We start from the raw sequence: 21,386 nt of genomic DNA, 5'->3' as shown, positions 1-21,386 counted from the left end.
AGGTAAAATAATGACTAAAAATTTAGACCTAGACGGCCTTCAGTCAATTGCTGATAATTATGACCTATTTTACATAGATTTATGGGGGGTCATTCATAATGGTATAAAATTACATAACTCAGCAATAGTAACTCTAAATGAGCTAAAGAAAAAAAATAAAAGTTTTGTTCTTTTAACAAATGCTCCGAGACCTAATACTACGGTAAATAAATTTTTAGAAAAAATGGGTATGAGTGAAGATTTGAGAGAGCATGTTTTTACGTCAGGAGAGGCAGCATTAAATTTTTTAAAAACATCTTTTAAATCAAAGAATTTTTTTCATATAGGTCCCCCTAGAGATTTTGATTTGTTCAATGAATTTAAAAATAATAAATCAACTGAACTAAATGAGAGTGAATATTTACTTTGTACAGGTTTATTCGATGACCATGAAGATGATTTAACTTATTACAAAAATCTACTAGAAAAACACACAACAAAAAAAATGATTTGTACAAATCCTGATTTAATTGTTGATAGAGGAAATATAAGAGAGTTGTGTGCAGGCTCAGTTGCTATGGTTTTTGAAAAAATGGGTGGAGAAGTAATTTATTTTGGCAAACCTCATGCAGAGGTATACAATCAGTCTATAGACAATGTTGGTAAGAAAGTTTTAGCAATTGGTGATAATTTAAATACAGACATAAAAGGTGCTAACTTATTAAATTACCATTCCTTGTTGGTTTGCAATGGAATTCACAAAGAAGAGATACAAAATAAAGGAGTTACTGAAGTTTCAAAGGAGTATGAAGCTATCGTTAATTTTACTCAAACAGAATTAAAATGGTAAAGTTATATAAAAATTTCAATATTAATAATCACCATAAAAATTCAATTATATTAATTGGAAATTTTGATGGTCTTCATTTAGGACATCAAAAATTATTTAAGTTAGCTTTATCTTACAAAAAAAAATTTAATTCAAAAATAGGAGTTATTAATTTTGATCCAATGCCCAAGATGTATTTTAACAATTCATTGAAGAATTTTAAAGTTTCTTCTGTACATCAAAAAATAGAATTACTAAAAAAATTAAAAGTAGATTTTATAATTACAAAAAAATTTGATAGAAATTTTTCTAAAATAAAATCAATTAAATTTATAAAAGAAATTCTATATAAAAAACTTAATTGTAAATTTATATTTGTAAGTAATAATTTTAGATTTGGAAATAAAAGAGAAGGTGATGTTAAATTACTTATACAAAACGAAAAAAATTTTAATTATAAAGTAATTAAACCTAAACCACTTTTAAAAAGTAAAAAAATAGTATCTTCAACAATAATAAGAAACTTACTAGAAAAAGGTAATTTAAATCGAGCTAACAAATTTTTAGGAAGAGAATGGACAATTGATGGAATAGTTCAAAAGGGTAGACAAGTTGGAAAAAAAATTGGTTTTCCAACATGCAACATAGATATTAAGGATTATGTCTTAGCAAAGCCAGGAGTTTATGCTGTAAGAGTAATAAGAAAAAAAAATCTAAAAAAATTGAGCGGCATAGCAAATCTTGGCTATAGACCCACATTTAACCAAAAAAAAATCTTATTAGAAGTGCATTTGTTTAATTTTTCTGGAAATCTTTATAATAAGCTTTTATCAGTGAAGTTTTTAAAGTTTATTAGAAAAGAAAAAAAATTTAAGAATGTTGATCAACTCAGAAAACAAATTAAATCTGATTTAAATATTGCAAGAAAAACTAAATGAGCAAATCTGATATAAATCTACCTAAAACAGCTTTCTCAATGAAGGCGAACCTGCCAACTAGAGAACCAGAAATTCTAAATTATTGGCAACAAATAAAACTTTATGATGAATTAAGAAAGTCAAGTAAAGGTAAAGAAAAATTTGTCTTACATGATGGCCCTCCATATGCAAACGGCAATATTCATATGGGGACAGCATTAAATAAAATTTTAAAAGACATAATTGTAAAATTTCATCAAATGGATGGTAAAGACTCAATTTATGTACCTGGATGGGATTGTCATGGTTTGCCGATCGAATGGAAAATAGAAGAGGAATATAAAAAAAATAAGAAAAATAAAAATGATGTCCCTATAGTTGAGTTTAGAAAAGAATGTAGATCTTTTGCTGAAAAATGGATCGAAATTCACAAAGGCCAATTCAAAAGATTAGGTGTAGTTGGTGATTGGGAAAATTATTATTCTACAATGAGTTTTGATGCAGAGGCTCAAATAGTAAGAGAACTTGGAAAATTTCTTAAAGAAGGAAGTTTATACAGAGGATATAAACCAGTTTTATGGTCAACTGTTGAAAAAACTGCTTTAGCTGATGCAGAAGTAGAATACCAAGATCACAAGTCAGATACTATATATACATCGTTTTCAGTTAGGTCGTCTAAAATTAAAGAATTAGAAAAAAGTGAAATTATAATTTGGACAACTACACCATGGACAATTCCTGCTAATAAAGCATTAGCTTATAATGAAGCATTAGATTATGTTTTATTGCAAGTTAATGATAAGGGAGATTTTCAAAACAGAAAAATAGTTGTTGCACAAGCTTTACTTGAGTCAGTCATAAAAGAATGTGGAATTAAAAATTATAATGAGATTATAAAGTTTAAGGGAAAAGACTTTAAAGATACTATTTGCAATCATCCCTTTTTAAACTTAGGTTATGAGACTGAAATCCCAATGTTAGAAGCAAGATTTGTGACGACAGAGCAGGGAACAGGAATAGTTCATTGTGCGCCAAGTCATGGGCCAGATGATTTTAATTTATGTTTAAATAATGGAATAAAAGCAGTAGAGACAGTTGATGGTGATGGGAAATATACAAATAATGTAAAGTTATTTGAAGGTATTCATATTTTTAAAGCTAACCCAATAGTAATTGAAAAACTTAAAGATCAAAAAAATTTATTATCAAATGGTGAACTAGTTCATTCTTATCCTCATTCTTGGAGATCAAAAGCACCATTGGTCCATAGAGCAACACCTCAGTGGTTTATTTCTATGGAAAGTCATAAATTAAGAGATAAAGCTTTAAAAGCCATTGATGATACAATATTTTATCCAAGCAAGGGAAAAGAAAGATTAAAATCTATGATTGAAACCAGGCCCGACTGGTGTGTTTCTAGACAAAGAGTATGGGGCGTTCCTTTACCTATTTTTGTAAATAAAAAAAACAAAGAAATTTTAATTGATGATGAAGTTAATGAAAATATTGCATCAATTTATGAAAAAGAGGGATCTGATTGTTGGTTTTCAGACGATCCGCAAAGATTTTTAGGTGATAAGTACAAGGCCAAAGATTATGATAAATTAAGTGATATTGTAGAAGTTTGGTTTGATAGCGGCTCAACTCATTCATTTGTATTGGAGAAAAGAAATGATCTCAAGTGGCCAGCGTCAATGTATTTAGAAGGTTCAGATCAACATAGAGGGTGGTTTCATTCGTCATTATTAGAGTCATGTGGAACTAGAGGTAGAGCTCCTTTTGATTCAATTTTATCTCACGGTTTCGTTGTAGATGGAAAAGGTCTAAAAATGTCTAAATCATTAGGAAATGTGATTGCTCCAGAAGATATTTTAAAAAAATACGGAGCAGATATTTTAAGAATTTGGGTAGCATCATCAAATTATTCAGAAGATTTAAGAATCGATTATTCAATTTTAGATCAACACGCAGATTCCTACAGGAAGATTAGAAATACATTTAGATATTTATTAGGAAATCTTAATGATAATTTTGAAATAATTGATCTTGAAAAAGTAGATTTAAATAATTTACCTGATTTAGAGCAGTACATGCTACACAAATTGTATTCTTTAAATAATAATTTCAAAAAATATTTTGAGAATTATGATTTTCATAATTTGTATAAAGAATTATTAAATTTTTGCACTGTAGATTTGTCAGCTTTTTATTTTGACATAAGAAAAGACACTTTATACTGCGACTCTTTAGATAACCCTAAGCGAAAATCAACTATCTTATTGTTGAATATAATTTTAAACTCTTTACTTAGATGGTTTGCACCAATATTGTCTTTCACAACTGAAGAAATTTATCAATTATTATTTAAAAACCAAAAAAGTATTCATTTAGAAAACTTTTTAACTTTTCCAAAAAATTTTTATAATGAAAAATTAAATCAGAAATGGATTGAGCTAATTAAAATTAGAAATTTATGTAATGTAAGTATAGAGGAAAAAAGAGCAGCTAAAGTTATAGGATCAAGTTTAGAAGCTGAGATTAAAATTCATTTAGATCAAAATTTAGAAAGTATAACAAAAGATATTGATTTTTCAGAACTTTGTATAACTTCTAAAGCTGAAGTTAATTATGAAAATAACATTGACGCAAATGTTCTTACAGAAAAAGCAAAAGGAACAAAATGTTCGATGTGTTGGAAAATAAATGAAAAAGGATGTACCAGATCTAATTGTCCACAAAATTCTTAATGCTTTTAAATAAAATATTTAAAAATTATTATTTGGAAACAATTGTTATTTTAATTATTTTTTTTTTAGACAGAATATCAAAACTGTTTGTAATTCATCTGGATAAACTTAATTTTAATTCTGAAATATATGCATCAAAATTTTTAAATATTCATCTTATTTGGAATGGTGGAATAGCTTTTGGACTATTTTCATTTAAGGAAGATTATTTATATAATTTTTTAACTTTTCTAATATTTATAGTAATTATTTTCATTATTTTAATGATAAGGAAAAGTGATCTACTAGAGAAATATGCACTATTATTAGTATTGGGGGGTGCTTTAGGAAATTTTTTTGATAGATTGATTTATAAAGCTGTACCAGATTTTATAGACTTTCACGTAGGAAATTTTCATTGGTTTATTTTTAATGTATCAGATATATTTATAACAATTGGAGTTATAATGATCATATTAATTGAAATTTTTAAAAAATCTAATAAGTCAAATGACTAAAAAAATTAATTTATCTATTATCCTTATAATAACTTTTGCTATTTTAACTGGGTGCAACACAGTCAAAAAAGGATTTCAAAACCCAAAAAAGAACAGTAGTGATGAATTTTTAGTTGAAAAAAAGTCACCATTAGTGATGCCTCCAGAATTTAATGAACTACCAATACCCGATCAAAATAACAATACGCAAGAGAAACAAGAAAATAAGATTAAAAATTTAATTACAGAAAATAAAGATGATGTAGCTAAAGAAGAAACATCTGGTGATCTAGAAGGGTCTATTTTGAGCAAAATCAAAAATAAATAATGCTCACAAAAAATATTAAATTAAAGCCCTTTGGAAAAAAGAAATTAAATAAAAATTTAAAGAAAAAATTAATAAATCTTCTTAATGAGGAGAATTTCGTAATTAAATCATTAAAAAAAGAATATAAAAATAATTTTAATAAAAATACAATATCTAAATTCAAAACTTTCAGTAATTATAGAGTTATAGGCATGGGAGGATCCTCATTAGGAACCCAAGCAATTTATGATTTTCTAGAGCATAAAATAAAAAAAAAATTCGAATTTTTAGATAATTTAAAATCACTTACTAAAAAAAACAAAAAAAAAAGATATCTAAATTTGATAATATCTAAATCTGGCAATACCACTGAAACAATTGTTAATACGAATATTTTTGTTAAAAAAAAAAATAAAAACATTTTTATTACTGAAAATAAAAAAAATTATCTTCATACTTTAGCTGAAAAATTTAAATCAGAGATAATTCATCATAACAATTTCATAGGTGGAAGATATTCTGTTTTATCAGAAGTAGGAATGTTACCAGCAGAATTGATGGATTTAGACTCACGTAGATTTAAACAATTAAACAATTTAATCAAAAATAAAAATTATTTAAATTCTTTAGTTAATAATGTTGATCAAATTCTATACTTTACAAAAAGAAAAAAATTTAATTCGATAATCATTAATTATGATGAAAAATCTTCTAATTTATTTAATTGGTATCAACAATTAGTAGCTGAAAGTTTGGGTAAAAAAGGTCTTGGTATTCTTCCTATTGTTTCAAATATGCCTAAAGATAATCATAGTGTTATGCAATTATATTTAGATGGTTTTAAGAATAATTTTTTTACATTTTTTTATGTCAAAGAAAAAAATTCTCTAAAAATAAATAATAGTCAAATTTTACAAATGCAAAGTTATTTAAAAAATAAAGATATTGATCATATTATTTATGCTCAAAAACAAGCTACAGAGAATGTTTTTAAAAATAAGAAAATACCTTTCAGGAGTTTTGAGATTATTAAAAGAGATGAAAATACCCTAGGTGAATTATTTACTTTCTTTATTTTAGAGACAATCTTATTGGGAAGAGCTCTTAAAATTAATCCTTTTGATCAACCAGCTGTAGAGTTAATTAAAACAGAAACAAAAAAAATTTTAATCTAAATAAATTTTCCAAATATTATCTTAGAAATTCCATATTTTTTTTCTTCAATAATTTTAAATTTGTCTGGAAAATTATCCTCTTCTTTTTTATGTCTATGGATAATTATTATTCCATCTGGTTTGAGAGTTTTGAATTTATGAAGATTATTTAAAATAGTATGAATTTTTTTTTCTTTGTACGGAGGATCTAAAAAAATAATATCAAACTTTTTCTTTTTTTCTAAAAAATCAATATCAATTAAAATATTTTTCTCAATAATTGAATAATTTTTGACTGTTTTTAAATTGGATAAATTATTTTTTAATATTGGTAATATTCCTATATAATTTTCAACAAAACATACGTGTTTTGCTTCTCTTGATAAACATTCTAAACCAAAAGACCCTGTTCCAGAAAATAAATCTAAGACATAAGATTTTTCAAGCTCTATAGAAAATTTATTTGAATGATTAATAATATTAAAAATAGATTCTTTTGTTAAATCTTTTAAAGGTCTTGTTTCTTTATCTTTAGGTTCAAGGATTTTTCTACCTTTAAAATTACCACCAATAATTCTCATTTATTAATGACTTTGTATCCAATATCTTTTCTAAAAAAACCTTTTTCCCAGTTCAATTTTTCTAAGTTTTCGTGGATATTTTTTTTGGCTTCACTGTATGTGTTTGAAAGTGATATGAAATTTAATACTCTACCTCCAACAGCATAAATCTTATTGTGCTTTATTTCTGTTCCCGCATGAAATAAATAATTATTTTCATCTAGATTTAACTTCTCAAAATTATCTATAATTATATTTTTTTCATATTTGTCTGGATAACCATTTGAGCATAATACGACACACAGACTTTTTCTATTTATCCATTTTATTTCTATTTCATCAAGTTTTTCATTAATACATGATTGAAAAATTTTAATGATATCAGTGTCTAAAGTTGGCAGAATTGTTTGGCATTCAGGGTCACCCATCCTTACATTGTATTCAATTAAAAATGGTTCATCTTTAACAATCATCAATCCAGCATATAGAAAACCTTTATATTTTGTTCCTAAATCATTTATACCTTTTAATGTTGGTTTTATTATTTTTTCTAAAATTTTTTGCTCTAACTCTTTATTAAATAATCTTGAGGGTGAGTATGCACCCATGCCTCCAGTATTTTTACCTTTGTCTCCTTCCCCAACTCTTTTATGATCTTGAGCTGATCCAAAATATTTGAAAGTTTTTCCGTCACTAACTATGAAATAGCTCATTTCTTCACCTTCTAAAAATTCTTCAAACAGAATATTTTTTGCAGTTCCGAATTTACCTTCAAATATCTCTTTTACCGCTAAATATGATTCCTTTTTTTTTCTGCAAATATAAACACCTTTTCCAGCTGCTAAATTGTCTGCTTTGATTACTAATGGGTGCTTTGCATTATCAATATAATTATAAGATTCTTTCGCATTTTTAAAAACACCAAATTCTGCTGTTGGTATGTTGTATTTTTTGCACAGATTTTTTGTGAAAATTTTTGAACCTTCTAATTGCGAGGCAAGTTTATTTGGTCCAAAAACTTTTATATTTAACTTTTCCAAATAATCCACAATACCATTTACAAGTGGTTCCTCAGGACCGACAACAACAAAATCAATATTATTTTTTTTTAAAAAATCATATACCTTTTCAAAATTATTTATATCAATAGAAATATTTTCAGCTAGTGAAGATGTACCAGCGTTACCTGGTATACAGTAAATTTTTTCAATTATGTTTGATTTAGATATTGAAAATGTTAAAGCATGCTCTCTTCCTCCACTACCTAAAATTGCAATTTTCATATAACTATTTATATATCTTAGAAATGAAAAATAAATTAGCTAAATTAAAATATCTGCCTAATAACTTTAATGTCTTGGAGACTGGTGATCATGTTTTATGTGCTATTTCAGGAAAAAAAATTATGTTAGAAAATCTAACATATTGGAATGTAGACAAACAGGAAGCTTATTATTCATACATAGAAGCACACAAAAAAAGAGATGAAGAGTAGAAAAATAAATTTTATTTCCATCGATTGTGTGACCATATCCACTGCCCAGGATTCTTTATAATCATATCTTCAAGAATTTTATTTAACTCATCTGTAATTTTTTGTGTAGAGTAATCTAATGGAAACATCAAAGGTTTGTTAATAGTTATCTTAAAACTTATATCTTTAATTCTCTCTATGTACACTGGAACCACTAGTATATTAAATTTTTTAATCAATTGTGCAGGAATAGTTGTAGTTAAAGCTTTTTCATTAAAAAAATTTGATAGTATTCCCTCCGAAACTCTTTGGTCAATCATTAAAGCTGTAGAATAGTTTTTTCTTTTAAGTTGAATTAAGTTTTTAAGTCCACCAATTCCTTTTTTTATTTGTTTATTGCAAATGTATTTTTTTCTAATTCTTTCCATTATTTTGTTTAAATAAATATTATTCAATGGACGATAGATAGCCGCAAGATGTATACCACTTTTCTCCAAACACATTGCCATAAGTTCAAAATTACTTAGATGTCCTGAAATAAAAATTACTTGTTGATTGTTTTTTTTTATTTCTTCAAGTATTTCTTTTCCTTCTATTGAAATCTGAGAGTTTAAATTTCCAGATCTAAAGCTTTTTATAAACATATATTCTGCAAAAATTCTTCCAAAATTATTCCACATTTGTGATTTAATATTTTCTAATTTTTCTAAATTAATATCTGGAAAAGCTTTTTTAATATTTGAATTTATAACTTTTTTGGATCTAAAAAATGGCCCTATTTTTTCAAAAATTTTACCACTAAATTTTGAAGACAAATTTGCACCTAAAATTTTAAATATTATAAAGAGAAATATTATTAAAAAGAATTGGAAAAGATATTTTATATTTTTCATTAATAGCCAATAGACCTCATGAATTTATCTTCATCTATAATTTTTAATTCAGATTTTAAAAATCTAATCTTATTTAAATAAATTTTATCCAATTTTACATAATCTTTCTCTGTTGTAATTACTTTGCAATTTAAATTTTCAGCTTGAAATAGAATTTTATCAATATCTTTTTTTTCATACTGATAATGATCAGGATATTCAAAGTCTTTTATTATTTTTAGTCCATTTAAATTAAGCATTGATATAAATGTTGAATGGTTTCCTATTCCTGAAAAGACTATATATTTATCACTAAGGTTGAATTCATTTAAATTTAAGGGGTTATATTTTCCTAAATGAATATTTGTTTGAGGATTAATTTTTTTAATCTCTGCTTTAATTTCATCTATATTTTCTAGGTTTCCATTGATAAATATATTTTTGTATCTTTTTAAATTACTAATATTTTCTCGCAGAGGTCCTGCTGGAATTGTCAAACCATTTCCAATCCAATTGATACTATTGAAACAAACTATTTCTGAAAAATATTCTATACTTCTATCTTGAAGACCATCATCAAGAATTGCAACCTCATAACCTTCCTCCTCCGCTAGTTTAATAGCTGTAGTTCTTTCATTAGACAAAAAAAGTTTTCCATTATTTTTCAAAATTGTTTGTTCATCAATTTGATTTTTATAAAATTTTTTAACATAACAAGATTTAATATTTTTATTATTAAAAATTTTATTTAATTCTATGCTTAAAGATGTTTTTCCTGTTCCGCCAACATATATATTTCCAACACAAATAGTTTTAATTTTAAATTTTTTTGGTCGAGAATATTTTTTTAAAAAATTAAATAATTGAATAATTTTTGCTATTGGCAACAAAAGATAAGCTAAGATATTTGGTTCTTTTAAGTTCCAAAAATTAGGTTTTCTTATAGTCATTAAAGATATGATTGTTTAGTTCTTTTATAGTTTTTTTTAAAATTTTTTCTCCAATATTTGTTATTTGTTTTACACCTTTTTTATTCTTTACAAATGATACTGAAGAAGCAAGTTTCTTCGATGAATAAATTCTTTTTGATATACCAAGAGAATTTAGCAATTTATATACATCTCTAAAGTTGTCAGTATTAGGACCATGAAGAATTTTTGCTCCAAATCGTGCGGCTTCAAGTGGATTTTGACCACCTCTTTTTATGATTGATCCACCTAGGAAAACAGTTGAACTGATTTTATGAAATTTTTTTGTTTCACCAAAAGTATCTACTAAATAAATATCTAAATTTTGAGGTTTGCTTAATTTTGAACTGTGAACAAAAACTTTTAGTCCTAAATTTTCTAATTCTAATTTTATCTTATCAGCTCTATGTATATGTCTTGGAATAATTACAGTTAATATATTTCTATATTTTTTTTTTAATTCTAAATGAGCTTTAGCGCAGAATATTTCCTCAAATTTATGAGTGCTTGATGCTACCCAAATTTTTTTTTCTATTAGATAAGATTTTAATTTAATATTAATTTTTTCTAAATCACTATCGTAATTTTCAGAAAATTTTAAATTACCAATATGTTTTATTTTACAATTAGATAATTTTCTTAGATATGATTTTGTTTCAAGATTTTGAGGATATGCAACTTTTATATATTCAAAAATAGATTTACTTATACTTTGTATTTTCATCCACTTATTGAATGTTTTTTTTGTTATTCGTGCATTTAGCAAGAGTAATGGAATTTTTTTTGAATACATGTTTTTAAACATGCAGGGCCAAATCTCAGAGTCGATAAATATACCTAAATCAGGTTTCCAAAAATTTAAAAATTTATTCGTAATAGGAAAATAATCAATTGGATAAAATTGATGTATAGTTTTTTTAAATTTGAATTTTTTAATTACGTTTGATGAGCTTAATGTGCTTGAAGTAATTAAAATTTGACCAATATTTTTATTTTTTTCATAATACTTTATCAACGGTATTACACTTAGAATTTCCCCAACACTTGCGCCATGGAACCAAATAAGTTTTCCATTTAATCTTTTTTTGGAGGGGATACTAAATTTTTCTATAAATCTTACTTTGTCTTCTTTATTTTTTAAAATTCTATAAACAATTACAAAAGGTGAAATAAATAAAATAATTGTAAAAAATATTTGATATAAAAAAAACATTATTATTTTTGTATTTGTTTTTCATAAAAACTTTTATACAATTTGGATTTATTCAATAGTTCTTCATGTTTGCCATTATGAATGATGTTTCCAGAATCAATTAAATATATGTTATTTGAATTTAATACTGTTGAGAGTCTATGAGCTATTACTATTGTAGTTTTATCTTTAGTTAAAATTTTTAGTGCTTCTTGAATTTTAATTTCAGTTTCAGTATCCAAAGATGAGGTTGCCTCATCTAGTAAAATAATTGAACTTTTTTTCATCATTGCTCTTGCTATTGATAGTCTTTGCTTTTCACCTCCTGATAATCTTAATCCATTTTCACCTATTAACGTTTGATACTTTTGAGGTAAGTTTTTTATAAATTCATCACAAAATGCTAACTTTGAAACTTCATAAACCTCCTCATCTGTAGCATTATCATTACCATATTTGATGTTATTAAATATGGTATCATCAAAAAGAGTCGTCTCTTGGCTTACCAGGGATATCTCGTTTCTCAGCGATTTAAGACTAACGTCATATATAGATTGCTCATCTATTGTAATGTTTCCAGATTGAGCATCATAAAATCTTGGAATTAAATTCATTATTGTGGATTTCCCAGATCCACTATGACCTACTAAAGATGTCATTTTTCCTCCCTCAAACTCAAGATTAATTGAGTTTAAAGTTTGTGCCTCTTTAGTGTCATATGAAAAATTTATGTCTTTAAATTTGATATTAGATTTATTTATTTCAAGAGATTTTGCGTTTATTTTATCTTTAATTTGATTTTGTTGATCTATAATTGGCAATATACGTGATGCAGCTGATATACCTTGATTTGCAACTAAGCTTATGGTTGATAAAGCACGTACAGGCTGGTACGCCAGCATCATCGCGGCTAAAAATGAAAAAAAATTGTTTATCTCAAGTTCCTCTTTTGAAATCAATAAACTTGAATAAAAAATTAATATTGCAATCATTATACCTGTAAAAGTTTCCATTATTGGAGACATTCTAACAAAGACTGTCTGTATCTTTTGGTTTTTATCTCTCAAATCTGATAAAAATTTGTCTGCTCGTTTTTTTTCATAACTTTCCTTTTGAAAAATTTTAATTAATTTATGATTTTTAAAAAGTTCAACCAAGTATGTAGTTAAAAATCCAGATTTTTGTTGAGCTTCTGTAGTAACTTTACTGATTCTCTTCCCTAAAGTTTTAGCTGCAATACTTGCAAGAGGTATCATAATTATAGAAATTAGCGCTAACTTCCAATTTTGAAAAAACATTACTCCCAACAAACAAATAAGAGTTAAGGTATCTTTAAATAAAGTTAATACTGCATTACTTAATAAATTAGTAATATGAGTAACATCATACGTAAGGTTTGAAATAAATTTACCTGAATGTTTTTTATCAATAATTTGCGTATCTGTTCCAACCAAATTTTTAACCATATCAAATTGTAATTTTTTTTTAATAGACTCACCAACACCAATCATTGTAGCTTTTGCAAAATATAGAGAGAGACCTTTTGTTGCGAACGCAACTACAATCATTAAAGGAATAAAAAATATTAAGGATTGATCTTTATCTATAAAAAGTTTTTTTATTGCAGGATCTAAAAGCCAAGCGATAGATGAAGTGCTCCCAGCCACCAATATTGATAAAAATGCAGACAAAAATATTTTATTTAAGTAGCTTTTTGAATAATCGTTATAAAGTCTTTTGTATATTTCTGATTTATTCATCTAAAAGTTCTGAGAAATTAAAATATTAATTAAAATTATTAGACCAAAAAAATTATTACTTTTAAAAGCTTTAAAACAACTCGATGGATCTTTAAGATTAAATACTTTCATTTGATATAAAAATAAATGAACTAAGGGGAGAATCATCAAAATATAATAAACATTATGAAAATTCATAAAAAAACCTCCTAATAGAAAAAAAACTATTAAAATTAAATAACATAAAAATAGAAATTTTTTTGCATTTCCTTTAAATTTTATAGATGTTGATTTTAATCCTATAATTTCATCATCTTTAATATCTTGAAACCCATAAATCGTGTCATAGCCTAATGTCCAAAATATGGCTCCCAAATAAAATAGAACAGGAATTATATCAATTTGTCCTTTAATTGCTGTCCATCCAAGTATTAGACCATAATTAAAAGTGATGCCTAAAAATAATTGAGGCCAATAAGTAAATCTTTTCATTAAAGGATAGGTAAAAGCAAGTGGCATCGAACCTAAAGCAAGAATTATAGTGAATAAGTTAAAATTAATTAAAACTAAAAAAGCTAATAAGCAAAGTGTTGTTGAATAAAAGATCGCAAGTTTAACTGAAATTTTTCCTGAGGCTATAGGTCGATCCTTAGTTCTAAAAACTTTAGCATCAAATTTTCTGTCCAAGATATCATTCACAATGCAGCCAGCTGAACGCATTAGAACTGAACCAAGAAAAAATAAAATTAAATAAAAAAAATAATTATCCCAACTTGATGAAAAATCATAAGCTAAAGTTAGACCCCATGCACAAGGCCAAAATAAAAGCATGTAGCCGATAGGTTTTTTTAGTCTTGTTAATTCAATGAAAAGTTTAATTTGGTTCATAATATTTTACTTGTAAATAACAAAGGGTAGTTTCATAATCAAATTGATTCGTATGAACATAGATTACACAGTTACTGCTCTAATGTTTCCAGCTATTCCATTACTTATGAGTGTCTATAGCAACAGATTTCATTCTTTAAGTATCTTAATTCGTCAACTTCATGATGAGCATGTTTATGAAAAGCATATTCCACCTGAATGGAAGAAGCAGTTTATCAATTTAAGTGGAAGGATAACACTTCTTAGATGGACAATTTTATTTGCCTCATTTGGCTTCCTATTTAATATGCTTACAGTATTTGCACTTTACCTAGATGAGGTCTTTGCTGCGAGAGTAATTTTTGGCTCATGTTGTTTATCCATGATTATATCGATTATTTTTTTTATAAGGGAAATTCAAATTTCAACAAATGCACTAAAACTCCATATGTCTGATATGGATGTAGATGTAAACTAGGGAAGTATTATTGCTGGTCCAGTAAGAACTCTAGACTCTAAATCTTTGTGTGCTTGTGCAATATCTTTTAGAGAATATTTTTTTGAAATTTTTATTTTTACTTTTCCACTTGAAGCCATTTCAAAAACTTTTTTAGCAGCTTCGTCCAGCTCTTCTTTTGTTGTTGTGTACTGCATAATGCTCGGTCTTGTTAAATAAAGTCCTTTTGGCTGAATTGATTTTGCAACATTAACTGGATCTAGAGGCCCAGATGCATTACCAAAAGAAACCAACATTCCTCTTAATTTTAAACATTCAATTGAACCATCAAAAGTATTTTTTCCCACTCCATCATAAACAACAGACAATCCTTTTCCTTCAGTAATCTCTTTTACTTTTTCAGCAAAATTATCTTTGTTATAATTAATCACATGATCGTAGCCATTTTGTTTTGCATTTTCTATTTTTTCATCTGAACCGACAGTACCAATAACATTGCATCCTAAACTTTTAGCCCATTGTCCAAAAATTTGACCAACACCACCAGCTGCTGCATGGAATAAAATATCTTCTCCAGATTTTACAGGATAAGTTTTGTGTAAAAGATAAAAAGTAGTTATTCCTTTTGTCATTAAAGTTGCTGCAGTTTCCAAATCAACACTATCAGGAACTTTTACTAAGTTTTTCGTTGGATAGTTTCTGTGAGTTGAATAAGCACCAAGTGGAGCCGCACAGTATGCAACTTTATCTCCAACTTTAAAATCTTTTACATTTGAACCAACTTTAGTAATTTCTCCAGCTCCCTCTAAACCAATTGGAGAGGGAAGAGTTAATGGATAAAGTCCTGATCGGTGATAAGTATCAATATAATTTAAACCAATAGCATGGTTTTTAATTGTTACTTCATCAGCTTTTGGTTCCTCAAGCTTAAGATCTTTGTATTCTAATACTTCTGGTCCACCTGCTTTTGATATTATAACTGAATTCATAATTTATTTTACAAATGTACCATTATGATAATCTTGAACTGCTTGCAAGATTTCTGCTTTAGTGTTCATTACAAAAGGCCCGCCTCTTGCAATTTCCTCATTTATTGGTTTTCCAGATATCACGAGAAATTTAGCATTTGTTTTTGCTTTTACTTTAAGTTCTTCACCTTTTGTTAATAATATTAAAGTACTATCCTTAACATCATCATGTTTCTCGCTACCAATTTCTATTTCACCATTTATTAGATAAATAAATGTATTGTGAGTTGATGGAATATTAAATTTAAATTCTTTATCTTTGTTTAATTCTACATCAAAATAAACTGGTTCCACATTATGACCTTTTACAGGTCCTTCAGCGTTTTCAAATTTACCAGCAATAACTTTTACTTGTTTCTCGTCATCTTTATGAACACTCATTTTATCTGCATCTATGTAAATGTATTCAGGCTTACTCATTTTTAATCTAGCAGGCATGTTAATCCATAATTGAAAGCCATGAAGTTTTCCTTCTTTCATCGCAGGCATCTCTGAATGAATAATTCCACTTCCAGTTTTCATCCATTGAACATCGCCTGCAGTCATTCTACCTTCACCACCAGTGCTATCTTTGTGTTCAAAATCTCCAGCGAGCATATAAGTAACGGTTTCAATTCCTCGATGTGGGTGAGGAGGAAAACCAGCAATATAATCTTCGCTATTTTCAGATCCAAATTCGTCTAGCATTAAGAAAGGATCAAAGTAATTTGGTTCAACACCAATACTTCTTTTTAATTTTACTCCCGCACCATCCGATGCTGGAATAGGATCTATAATTTTACTTACTTCTATTTTTGACATTTATTTTGATAATTTCCTTTCTAAACTAAACTCTTTTGTGTCATTTATCACCAAAAATAAAAATCCACCAGCTAATGCTATATTTTTCATAAATGATACAAATTGCATTTGATTACTAAAATCTGTGTGAAAAATAATTGCAGTTACTATACAAAATAAACTTAAGAGAGCAGCAGAAATTTTTACTTTATATCCAATCATTATTAATATTGGAGCACCTATCTCAAGAATTATTGCTGGAATTAAAAAAATACCCGGCATTCCCAAAGATTCCATCCAACCAATGGTTCCTTCATGATTTCCAATTTTATTAATTCCACTTAACAAAAACACTAAAGAGATAAATATTCTCCCAACCAAATCTAAAATATTTGTCATGATCTATTTATTGTGTGAACCATCACAAAATGGCTGATTGTTAGTTTGTTTACAATGGCAGAAATAAATAGTTTTATTTTCTTCAGCTACAAATTTAACTGGTTTAAATTCTGTTCCCCTATGTGACATATCACAAAATGGTTGGCTTTTACTTTGTCCACAAGAACACCATAAATAATTTTTTCCTTTTTCAACATCAATAGAAATAGGTTGATCTCCTGCTTTTATTCCTTTGCTCATAAATCTCCTTTGTTAATTTTTTAATCTAAATAATGATCTGGTTAAATTCTGCAAGAACGCAATATTTTCATACTAGTATGTATAATCATACCTTGAAAAATATAATTAGGTGTTTAGATGATTATAATGAAAAACAATATTGAATGCCCAGCAGAAAGAGCAATTTATTTTCTTGGTGGAAAATGGAAAATCAGAATTTTATTTTACTTATTTAACAATAAAATAGTGAGATTTAATAAACTTAAAAAAGAGTTGAAAACAATCACACAACAAATGTTATCAAAACAACTAAAAGAATTAGAGATTGATGGAATTATAAATAGAGAAGTCCATCGAGTAGTACCTCCAAAAGTTGAGTATTCTCTGACAGAATTTGGGCTTTCAGTTATTCCAATTTTAAAATCTTTTTCTGATTGGAATAAAAAAAATACTAAAACTATTTCTCAGAAGTTAAATAAAAATTTTGAAGAGAATAGAATTAGATAATACTAATTAGTTCGTTAAGGTTAGTAATCTTATTTTTAGGAATATAATCTAGATTATCAAAGATATTATTATTTCTATTTACCCATATAGAATTGTATCCATAGTTTCCTCCTCCAGATACATCCCAAGTATTTGCACTTAAAAAAGCAACTTCATTTTTTTCAATTTTATATTTTTTTATTGGCATGTCATAAACTTTAGAGTCAGGCTTAAATACTCCAACTTCTTCAATTGAAAAAATATCATCAAATAAAAAATTTAAATTATTACTTTGTACTAATTCGTTTAACAAAGAAGGTGTCCCATTGGAAAGTATAGCTAGTTTAAAATTTTTTTCTTTTAAAGATTTTAATACTTCTGGAACTTCTTCAAAAGGTGAGAGAATTTTATATAGATTTAATAATTCTTCTCTCATTGAATTATCTATTTTAAATACACTCATTGATTTATCTAAACTGTCTTCAGTGATTTGCCAAAAATCTTTATGTCTTTTCATTAAACTTCTAAGCCATGTGTATTGTAATTGTGTGGTTCTCCAATAATTTGCAAAAGCTTCCCACTTATCACCAATTTTGTCTTTACATTTTTCTGCTGCTGAATTTACATCGAATAAAGTGCCGTAAGCATCAAAAATTATTGCTTTAATATTTTTCATAAACTAATTTAATAATATGAGTAACATTAGATTATATTTTTCTAAAAGTTTATCTAATAATTTAACTGATATACTTGATAAATCTCAATCGCATTACATAAACAAAGTAATGAGAGTTAAAGAAAATGAAATTTTTTCTTTATTTAATAGTAGTGGTGAATGGGAAGCAAAAATTTTAAATATCTCAAAAGGTGTTGTTGAATTTAATGTTACAAAACAATTAAGACAAAAAGAAAATTCTAAAGAATTGTGGCTTGCTTTTTCTCCAATTAAATCAAATTACTTTAACTTTATGATTCAAAAAGCAACTGAGTTAGGTGTCACAAAATTTATTCCAATAATATTTGATAGAACGATTGTTCGTAAAATTAATAAAGAGCGATTAGAGAAAGTAATAATTGAGGCATCAGAACAATCAAATAGAATTAATGTTCCAGATATTGAAGACCCAAAATCATTAGATGATTTTTTAAATAACAATAAAGTTGATTTAATTTTTACTGATTTAAATTCTGAAAATACCAAAATAGATTTAAATAAGGTTACAGATAAACCTACATGTGTAATTATAGGTCCAGAAGGAGATTTTTCTGAAGAGGAAAGGTCAAAGATTCTAAAATTTAGTGGAGTTCAACCGTTGAAAATTAATGAGAATATATTGAGATCTGAAACAGCCGTAATTTCAGCTATATCGATCATAAAATACGCAATAAATTGATATTTTGTCGCGAAAACTAAAGTGTAATTTTTTTGAAGACGTTCTATATAGGGTTAAAAATATGAAAAAAATTTTAATAACAATTCTTTCAATTTTAACTCCTGCATTTGCATTCGCTAACCAGCCAAAGGATTGGCAATTAGGTTTTCAAAAAGCAGCATCAGAATCTATGAGAGATATCGTTAATTTTCATGACAAATTATTATTACCAATCATAATTGCGATAAGTGTTTTCGTTTTATTTTTGATGGTCTATGCATGTATCAGATTTAGAGCATCAGCAAATCCAGTTCCTTCAAAAAGAACTCACAATGTTGCTGTAGAAGTTTTATGGACATTAATTCCATGTTTAATTTTAATCGTGATGGCAGTTCCATCGTTTAAAATTTTATATAAACAAGATTCAATACCAAAAGCAGATGTAACAGTTAAGGCAATCGGTTATCAGTGGTACTGGGGATATGAGTATCCAGATGAAAATATTATTTTCGACTCTTACATGATTGAAGATAAAGATTTAAAAGAAAATCAGCCAAGATTATTAGCTGTAGATAATGAACTAGTTGTTCCAGTAAATAAAGTAGTTAAAGTTTTAATTACTGCAAATGATGTTTTACACGCTTGGGCTTTACCATCTTTTGGAGTTAAAAGAGATGCAGTTCCTGGAAGAATAAATGAAACATGGTTTAAAGCAGAAGAAGTTGGAACTTATTATGGACAGTGTTCTGAGCTTTGTGGAATTAAACATGCTTTTATGCCGATTACAGTAAGAGTAGTTTCTGAAGAAGAATATCAAGAATGGCTTACTGGTGCTAAATTAAAATTTGCAAAAGAAATTAATGAAGAAGATCAATTTAAAAAACTAGCGAGTAAATAATATGTATACACAAACTGCATCACACGACGATCATCATACACCAACAGGTTGGAAACGTTGGGCGTATTCAACTAATCACAAAGATATCGGTACAATGTACCTTATATTTGCAATTGTTGCAGGTGTGATCGGAACTGCATTCTCAGTTTTAATGAGAATGGAATTGATGCATCCAGGTGATGGAATTTTGGGTGGAAACTATCATTTATACAATGTCTTAGTAACAGGTCATGGTTTAATCATGATCTTCTTTATGGTTATGCCAGCAATGATTGGTGGTTTTGGAAATTGGTTTGTACCAATTATGATTGGTGCACCTGATATGGCATTCCCAAGAATGAATAATATTTCATTTTGGTTACTACCAACTTCATTCATTTTATTAATCATGTCTATATTTATGGATGGCCCTCCAGGTCAAACTGGAGTAGGTGGTGGATGGACAATCTATCCTCCTTTATCATCTACAGCAGGACAGCCTGGTCCAGCAATGGACTTTGCTATTTTAAGTTTACACTTAGCAGGAGCGTCTTCAATTTTAGGAGCGGTAAACTTTATAACTACAATTTTAAACATGAGAACTCCAGGTATGACATTGCATAAAATGCCTTTATTTGCTTGGTCAATTCTAGTTACAGCGTTCTTATTACTTTTATCACTTCCAGTATTAGCAGGTGCAATCACAATGCTATTAACTGATAGAAATTTCGGAACTGCATTCTTTGATGCTCAAACAGGTGGAGACCCAGTGTTATTCCAACACTTATTCTGGTTCTTTGGTCACCCTGAAGTTTACATTTTAATTTTACCAGGTTTTGGAATGATCAGTCATATTGTTTCAACATTCTCAAGAAAACCAGTATTTGGATATTTAGGTATGGCATATGCAATGGTAGCAATTGGAATAGTTGGTTTCGTTGTATGGGCTCACCATATGTATACAGTTGGTTTGAGTACAGATACCAAAGCTTATTTCTTAGCAGCGACGATGATCATTGCTGTTCCGACGGGAATTAAAATATTTTCTTGGATAGCAACTATGTGGGGTGGTTCAATATCATTTAAGACACCTATGGTCTGGGCTTTAGGGTTTATATTTTTATTTACAGTCGGTGGAGTTACAGGTGTTGTTCTTGCAAATGCAGGTGTAGATACAGCAATGCATGATACTTACTATGTAGTAGCTCACTTCCACTACGTATTATCTTTAGGTGCGGTGTTCGCAATCTTTGCAGGCTTTTATTACTGGTTTGGAAAAATGAGTGGTTATGAATATTCAGAATGGTTAGGTCAATTACACTTCTGGTTAACATTTATTGGAGTAAACTTAATTTTCTTCCCTCAACACTTTTTAGGTTTAGCCGGTATGCCTAGAAGATATGCAGATTATCCAGATGCATTTGCTGGTTGGAATTATATATCTTCAATTGGATCATATATTTCTGTAATTGGTTTAGGAGTATTTTTCGCAAATCTAATTTATGCATTTTATAAGAAAAAAGCTGCTGCTCAAAACCCTTGGGGTGAAGGAGCAACAACTTTAGAGTGGACAGTACCGTCTCCTCCAAATTTTCATACTTTTGATGAATTACCGAAGTTTGAAGATGAAGAGAGTGCAGAAAAATCTACTACTTAAAAAGTATTTAGATTTTTTGTCTAAAATTA

Annotated in this window: 24 protein-coding genes; 12 read left to right on the top strand and 12 right to left on the bottom strand. The window is 27.5% G+C overall.

What is annotated here, in order from left to right:
• The first annotated feature begins 10 nt into the window (after positions 1 to 10).
• The 6 genes from VP90_RS04025 to VP90_RS04000 are packed head-to-tail and all read left to right on the top strand — an operon-like array spanning position 11 to position 6,430.
• Positions 11 to 829: a TIGR01459 family HAD-type hydrolase gene (locus VP90_RS04025; RefSeq protein ID WP_262589821.1), complete on the top strand. Its 819-nt coding sequence runs from the start codon at positions 11 to 13 to the stop codon at positions 827 to 829.
• Positions 823 to 1,746 (top strand): bifunctional riboflavin kinase/FAD synthetase, encoded by a 924-nt coding sequence (locus VP90_RS04020; protein WP_262589820.1) that lies wholly within the window; start codon positions 823 to 825, stop codon positions 1,744 to 1,746. The genes VP90_RS04025 and VP90_RS04020 overlap by 7 nt, the downstream gene beginning before the upstream one ends.
• Positions 1,743 to 4,472: an isoleucine--tRNA ligase gene (gene ileS / locus VP90_RS04015; protein ID WP_262589819.1), complete on the top strand. Its 2,730-nt coding sequence runs from the start codon at positions 1,743 to 1,745 to the stop codon at positions 4,470 to 4,472. Before VP90_RS04020 ends, ileS begins: the two co-directional genes overlap by 4 nt.
• Positions 4,472 to 4,969: a signal peptidase II gene (lspA, locus tag VP90_RS04010; protein ID WP_262589818.1), complete on the top strand. Its 498-nt coding sequence runs from the start codon at positions 4,472 to 4,474 to the stop codon at positions 4,967 to 4,969. The genes ileS and lspA overlap by 1 nt, the downstream gene beginning before the upstream one ends.
• Positions 4,962 to 5,276, top strand: coding sequence for a DUF3035 domain-containing protein (locus VP90_RS04005; protein WP_262589817.1), 315 nt, complete (start codon positions 4,962 to 4,964; stop codon positions 5,274 to 5,276). Before lspA ends, VP90_RS04005 begins: the two co-directional genes overlap by 8 nt.
• Positions 5,276 to 6,430 carry a glucose-6-phosphate isomerase gene (locus tag VP90_RS04000; protein WP_262589816.1) on the top strand — a complete coding sequence of 385 codons (1,155 nt, stop codon included), beginning with the start codon at positions 5,276 to 5,278 and terminating at the stop codon, positions 6,428 to 6,430. Before VP90_RS04005 ends, VP90_RS04000 begins: the two co-directional genes overlap by 1 nt.
• Here the strand turns inward: VP90_RS04000 and rsmD are convergent.
• Positions 6,427 to 6,990 carry a 16S rRNA (guanine(966)-N(2))-methyltransferase RsmD gene (gene rsmD / locus VP90_RS03995; RefSeq protein WP_262589815.1) on the bottom strand — a complete coding sequence of 188 codons (564 nt, stop codon included), beginning with the start codon at positions 6,988 to 6,990 and terminating at the stop codon, positions 6,427 to 6,429. The genes VP90_RS04000 and rsmD overlap by 4 nt on opposite strands.
• Positions 6,987 to 8,252 carry a phosphoribosylamine--glycine ligase gene (gene purD / locus VP90_RS03990; RefSeq protein WP_262589814.1) on the bottom strand — a complete coding sequence of 422 codons (1,266 nt, stop codon included), beginning with the start codon at positions 8,250 to 8,252 and terminating at the stop codon, positions 6,987 to 6,989. The genes rsmD and purD overlap by 4 nt, the downstream gene beginning before the upstream one ends.
• 23 nt (positions 8,253 to 8,275) lie before the next feature.
• Between purD and VP90_RS03985 the strand changes: the two genes are divergently transcribed.
• Positions 8,276 to 8,464, top strand: coding sequence for a DUF2093 domain-containing protein (locus tag VP90_RS03985; protein ID WP_262589813.1), 189 nt, complete (start codon positions 8,276 to 8,278; stop codon positions 8,462 to 8,464).
• Between the two features lie 11 nt (positions 8,465 to 8,475).
• Here the strand turns inward: VP90_RS03985 and VP90_RS03980 are convergent, their stop codons facing one another.
• The 5 genes from VP90_RS03980 to ubiA are packed head-to-tail and all read right to left on the bottom strand — an operon-like array spanning position 8,476 to position 14,102.
• Positions 8,476 to 9,336, bottom strand: coding sequence for a lysophospholipid acyltransferase family protein (locus VP90_RS03980; RefSeq protein ID WP_262589812.1), 861 nt, complete (start codon positions 9,334 to 9,336; stop codon positions 8,476 to 8,478).
• A complete protein-coding gene (gene lpxK, locus VP90_RS03975) occupies positions 9,336 to 10,265 on the bottom strand; it encodes a tetraacyldisaccharide 4'-kinase (RefSeq protein ID WP_262589811.1) in 930 nt (309 codons plus the stop codon). The genes VP90_RS03980 and lpxK overlap by 1 nt, the downstream gene beginning before the upstream one ends.
• Positions 10,246 to 11,496 carry a 3-deoxy-D-manno-octulosonic acid transferase gene (locus VP90_RS03970; RefSeq protein WP_262589810.1) on the bottom strand — a complete coding sequence of 417 codons (1,251 nt, stop codon included), beginning with the start codon at positions 11,494 to 11,496 and terminating at the stop codon, positions 10,246 to 10,248. Before VP90_RS03970 ends, lpxK begins: the two co-directional genes overlap by 20 nt.
• Positions 11,497 to 11,498: 2 nt before the next feature.
• The gene (locus VP90_RS03965) at positions 11,499 to 13,235 is read right to left on the bottom strand and encodes an ABC transporter ATP-binding protein (protein ID WP_262589809.1); all 1,737 of its coding nucleotides are present in this window, start codon (positions 13,233 to 13,235) and stop codon (positions 11,499 to 11,501) included.
• Positions 13,236 to 14,102: a 4-hydroxybenzoate octaprenyltransferase gene (ubiA, locus tag VP90_RS03960; protein ID WP_262589808.1), complete on the bottom strand. Its 867-nt coding sequence runs from the start codon at positions 14,100 to 14,102 to the stop codon at positions 13,236 to 13,238.
• Between the two features lie 52 nt (positions 14,103 to 14,154).
• Between ubiA and VP90_RS03955 the strand changes: the two genes are divergently transcribed.
• Entirely contained in the window at positions 14,155 to 14,559 is a 405-nt protein-coding gene (locus VP90_RS03955) for a DUF2721 domain-containing protein (protein ID WP_075506429.1), read from the top strand.
• Here the strand turns inward: VP90_RS03955 and VP90_RS03950 are convergent.
• Genes VP90_RS03950 through VP90_RS03935 form a run of 4 tightly spaced genes read right to left on the bottom strand, consistent with a single transcriptional unit; the run spans position 14,556 to position 16,985 of the window.
• On the bottom strand, positions 14,556 to 15,527 hold the full coding sequence (locus tag VP90_RS03950; RefSeq protein ID WP_262589807.1) for a quinone oxidoreductase family protein: 972 nt from the start codon (positions 15,525 to 15,527) through the stop codon (positions 14,556 to 14,558). The genes VP90_RS03955 and VP90_RS03950 overlap by 4 nt on opposite strands.
• A 3-nt stretch (positions 15,528 to 15,530) precedes the next feature.
• On the bottom strand, positions 15,531 to 16,367 hold the full coding sequence (locus tag VP90_RS03945) for a pirin family protein (protein WP_262589806.1): 837 nt from the start codon (positions 16,365 to 16,367) through the stop codon (positions 15,531 to 15,533).
• A complete protein-coding gene (locus VP90_RS03940) occupies positions 16,368 to 16,745 on the bottom strand; it encodes a DoxX family protein (protein WP_262589804.1) in 378 nt (125 codons plus the stop codon). It abuts the gene before it with no gap.
• A gap of 3 nt (positions 16,746 to 16,748) precedes the next feature.
• The gene (locus VP90_RS03935) at positions 16,749 to 16,985 is read right to left on the bottom strand and encodes a CDGSH iron-sulfur domain-containing protein (RefSeq protein WP_262589802.1); all 237 of its coding nucleotides are present in this window, start codon (positions 16,983 to 16,985) and stop codon (positions 16,749 to 16,751) included.
• A 126-nt stretch (positions 16,986 to 17,111) separates the two neighbouring features.
• Between VP90_RS03935 and VP90_RS03930 the strand changes: the two genes are divergently transcribed.
• The gene (locus tag VP90_RS03930) at positions 17,112 to 17,471 is read left to right on the top strand and encodes a winged helix-turn-helix transcriptional regulator (protein WP_262589801.1); all 360 of its coding nucleotides are present in this window, start codon (positions 17,112 to 17,114) and stop codon (positions 17,469 to 17,471) included.
• Here the strand turns inward: VP90_RS03930 and VP90_RS03925 are convergent.
• Positions 17,464 to 18,126, bottom strand: a complete 663-nt coding sequence (locus VP90_RS03925; protein WP_262589800.1) for a haloacid dehalogenase type II — start codon at positions 18,124 to 18,126, stop codon at positions 17,464 to 17,466. The genes VP90_RS03930 and VP90_RS03925 overlap by 8 nt on opposite strands.
• A gap of 16 nt (positions 18,127 to 18,142) precedes the next feature.
• Here VP90_RS03925 and VP90_RS03920 point away from each other — a divergent pair, with 16 nt between their 5' ends.
• The 3 genes from VP90_RS03920 (at position 18,143) to ctaD (ending at position 21,357) form a co-directional block, all read left to right on the top strand.
• The gene (locus VP90_RS03920) at positions 18,143 to 18,844 is read left to right on the top strand and encodes an RsmE family RNA methyltransferase (protein WP_262589799.1); all 702 of its coding nucleotides are present in this window, start codon (positions 18,143 to 18,145) and stop codon (positions 18,842 to 18,844) included.
• A gap of 61 nt (positions 18,845 to 18,905) precedes the next feature.
• Positions 18,906 to 19,721, top strand: coding sequence for a cytochrome c oxidase subunit II (gene coxB / locus VP90_RS03915; protein WP_262589798.1), 816 nt, complete (start codon positions 18,906 to 18,908; stop codon positions 19,719 to 19,721).
• A 1-nt stretch (position 19,722) separates the two neighbouring features.
• Positions 19,723 to 21,357, top strand: a complete 1,635-nt coding sequence (ctaD, locus tag VP90_RS03910) for a cytochrome c oxidase subunit I (protein ID WP_075506423.1) — start codon at positions 19,723 to 19,725, stop codon at positions 21,355 to 21,357.
• Positions 21,358 to 21,386 lie beyond the last annotated feature (29 nt).

Origin of the sequence: Candidatus Pelagibacter ubique HIMB140 (assembly GCF_025558165.1) — a bacterium.
Classification (GTDB): domain Bacteria; phylum Pseudomonadota; class Alphaproteobacteria; order Pelagibacterales; family Pelagibacteraceae; genus Pelagibacter; species Pelagibacter ubique_T.
Note: the sequence above shows the minus strand (reverse complement) of the source record. Positions and strands in the feature narration are given on the sequence as shown.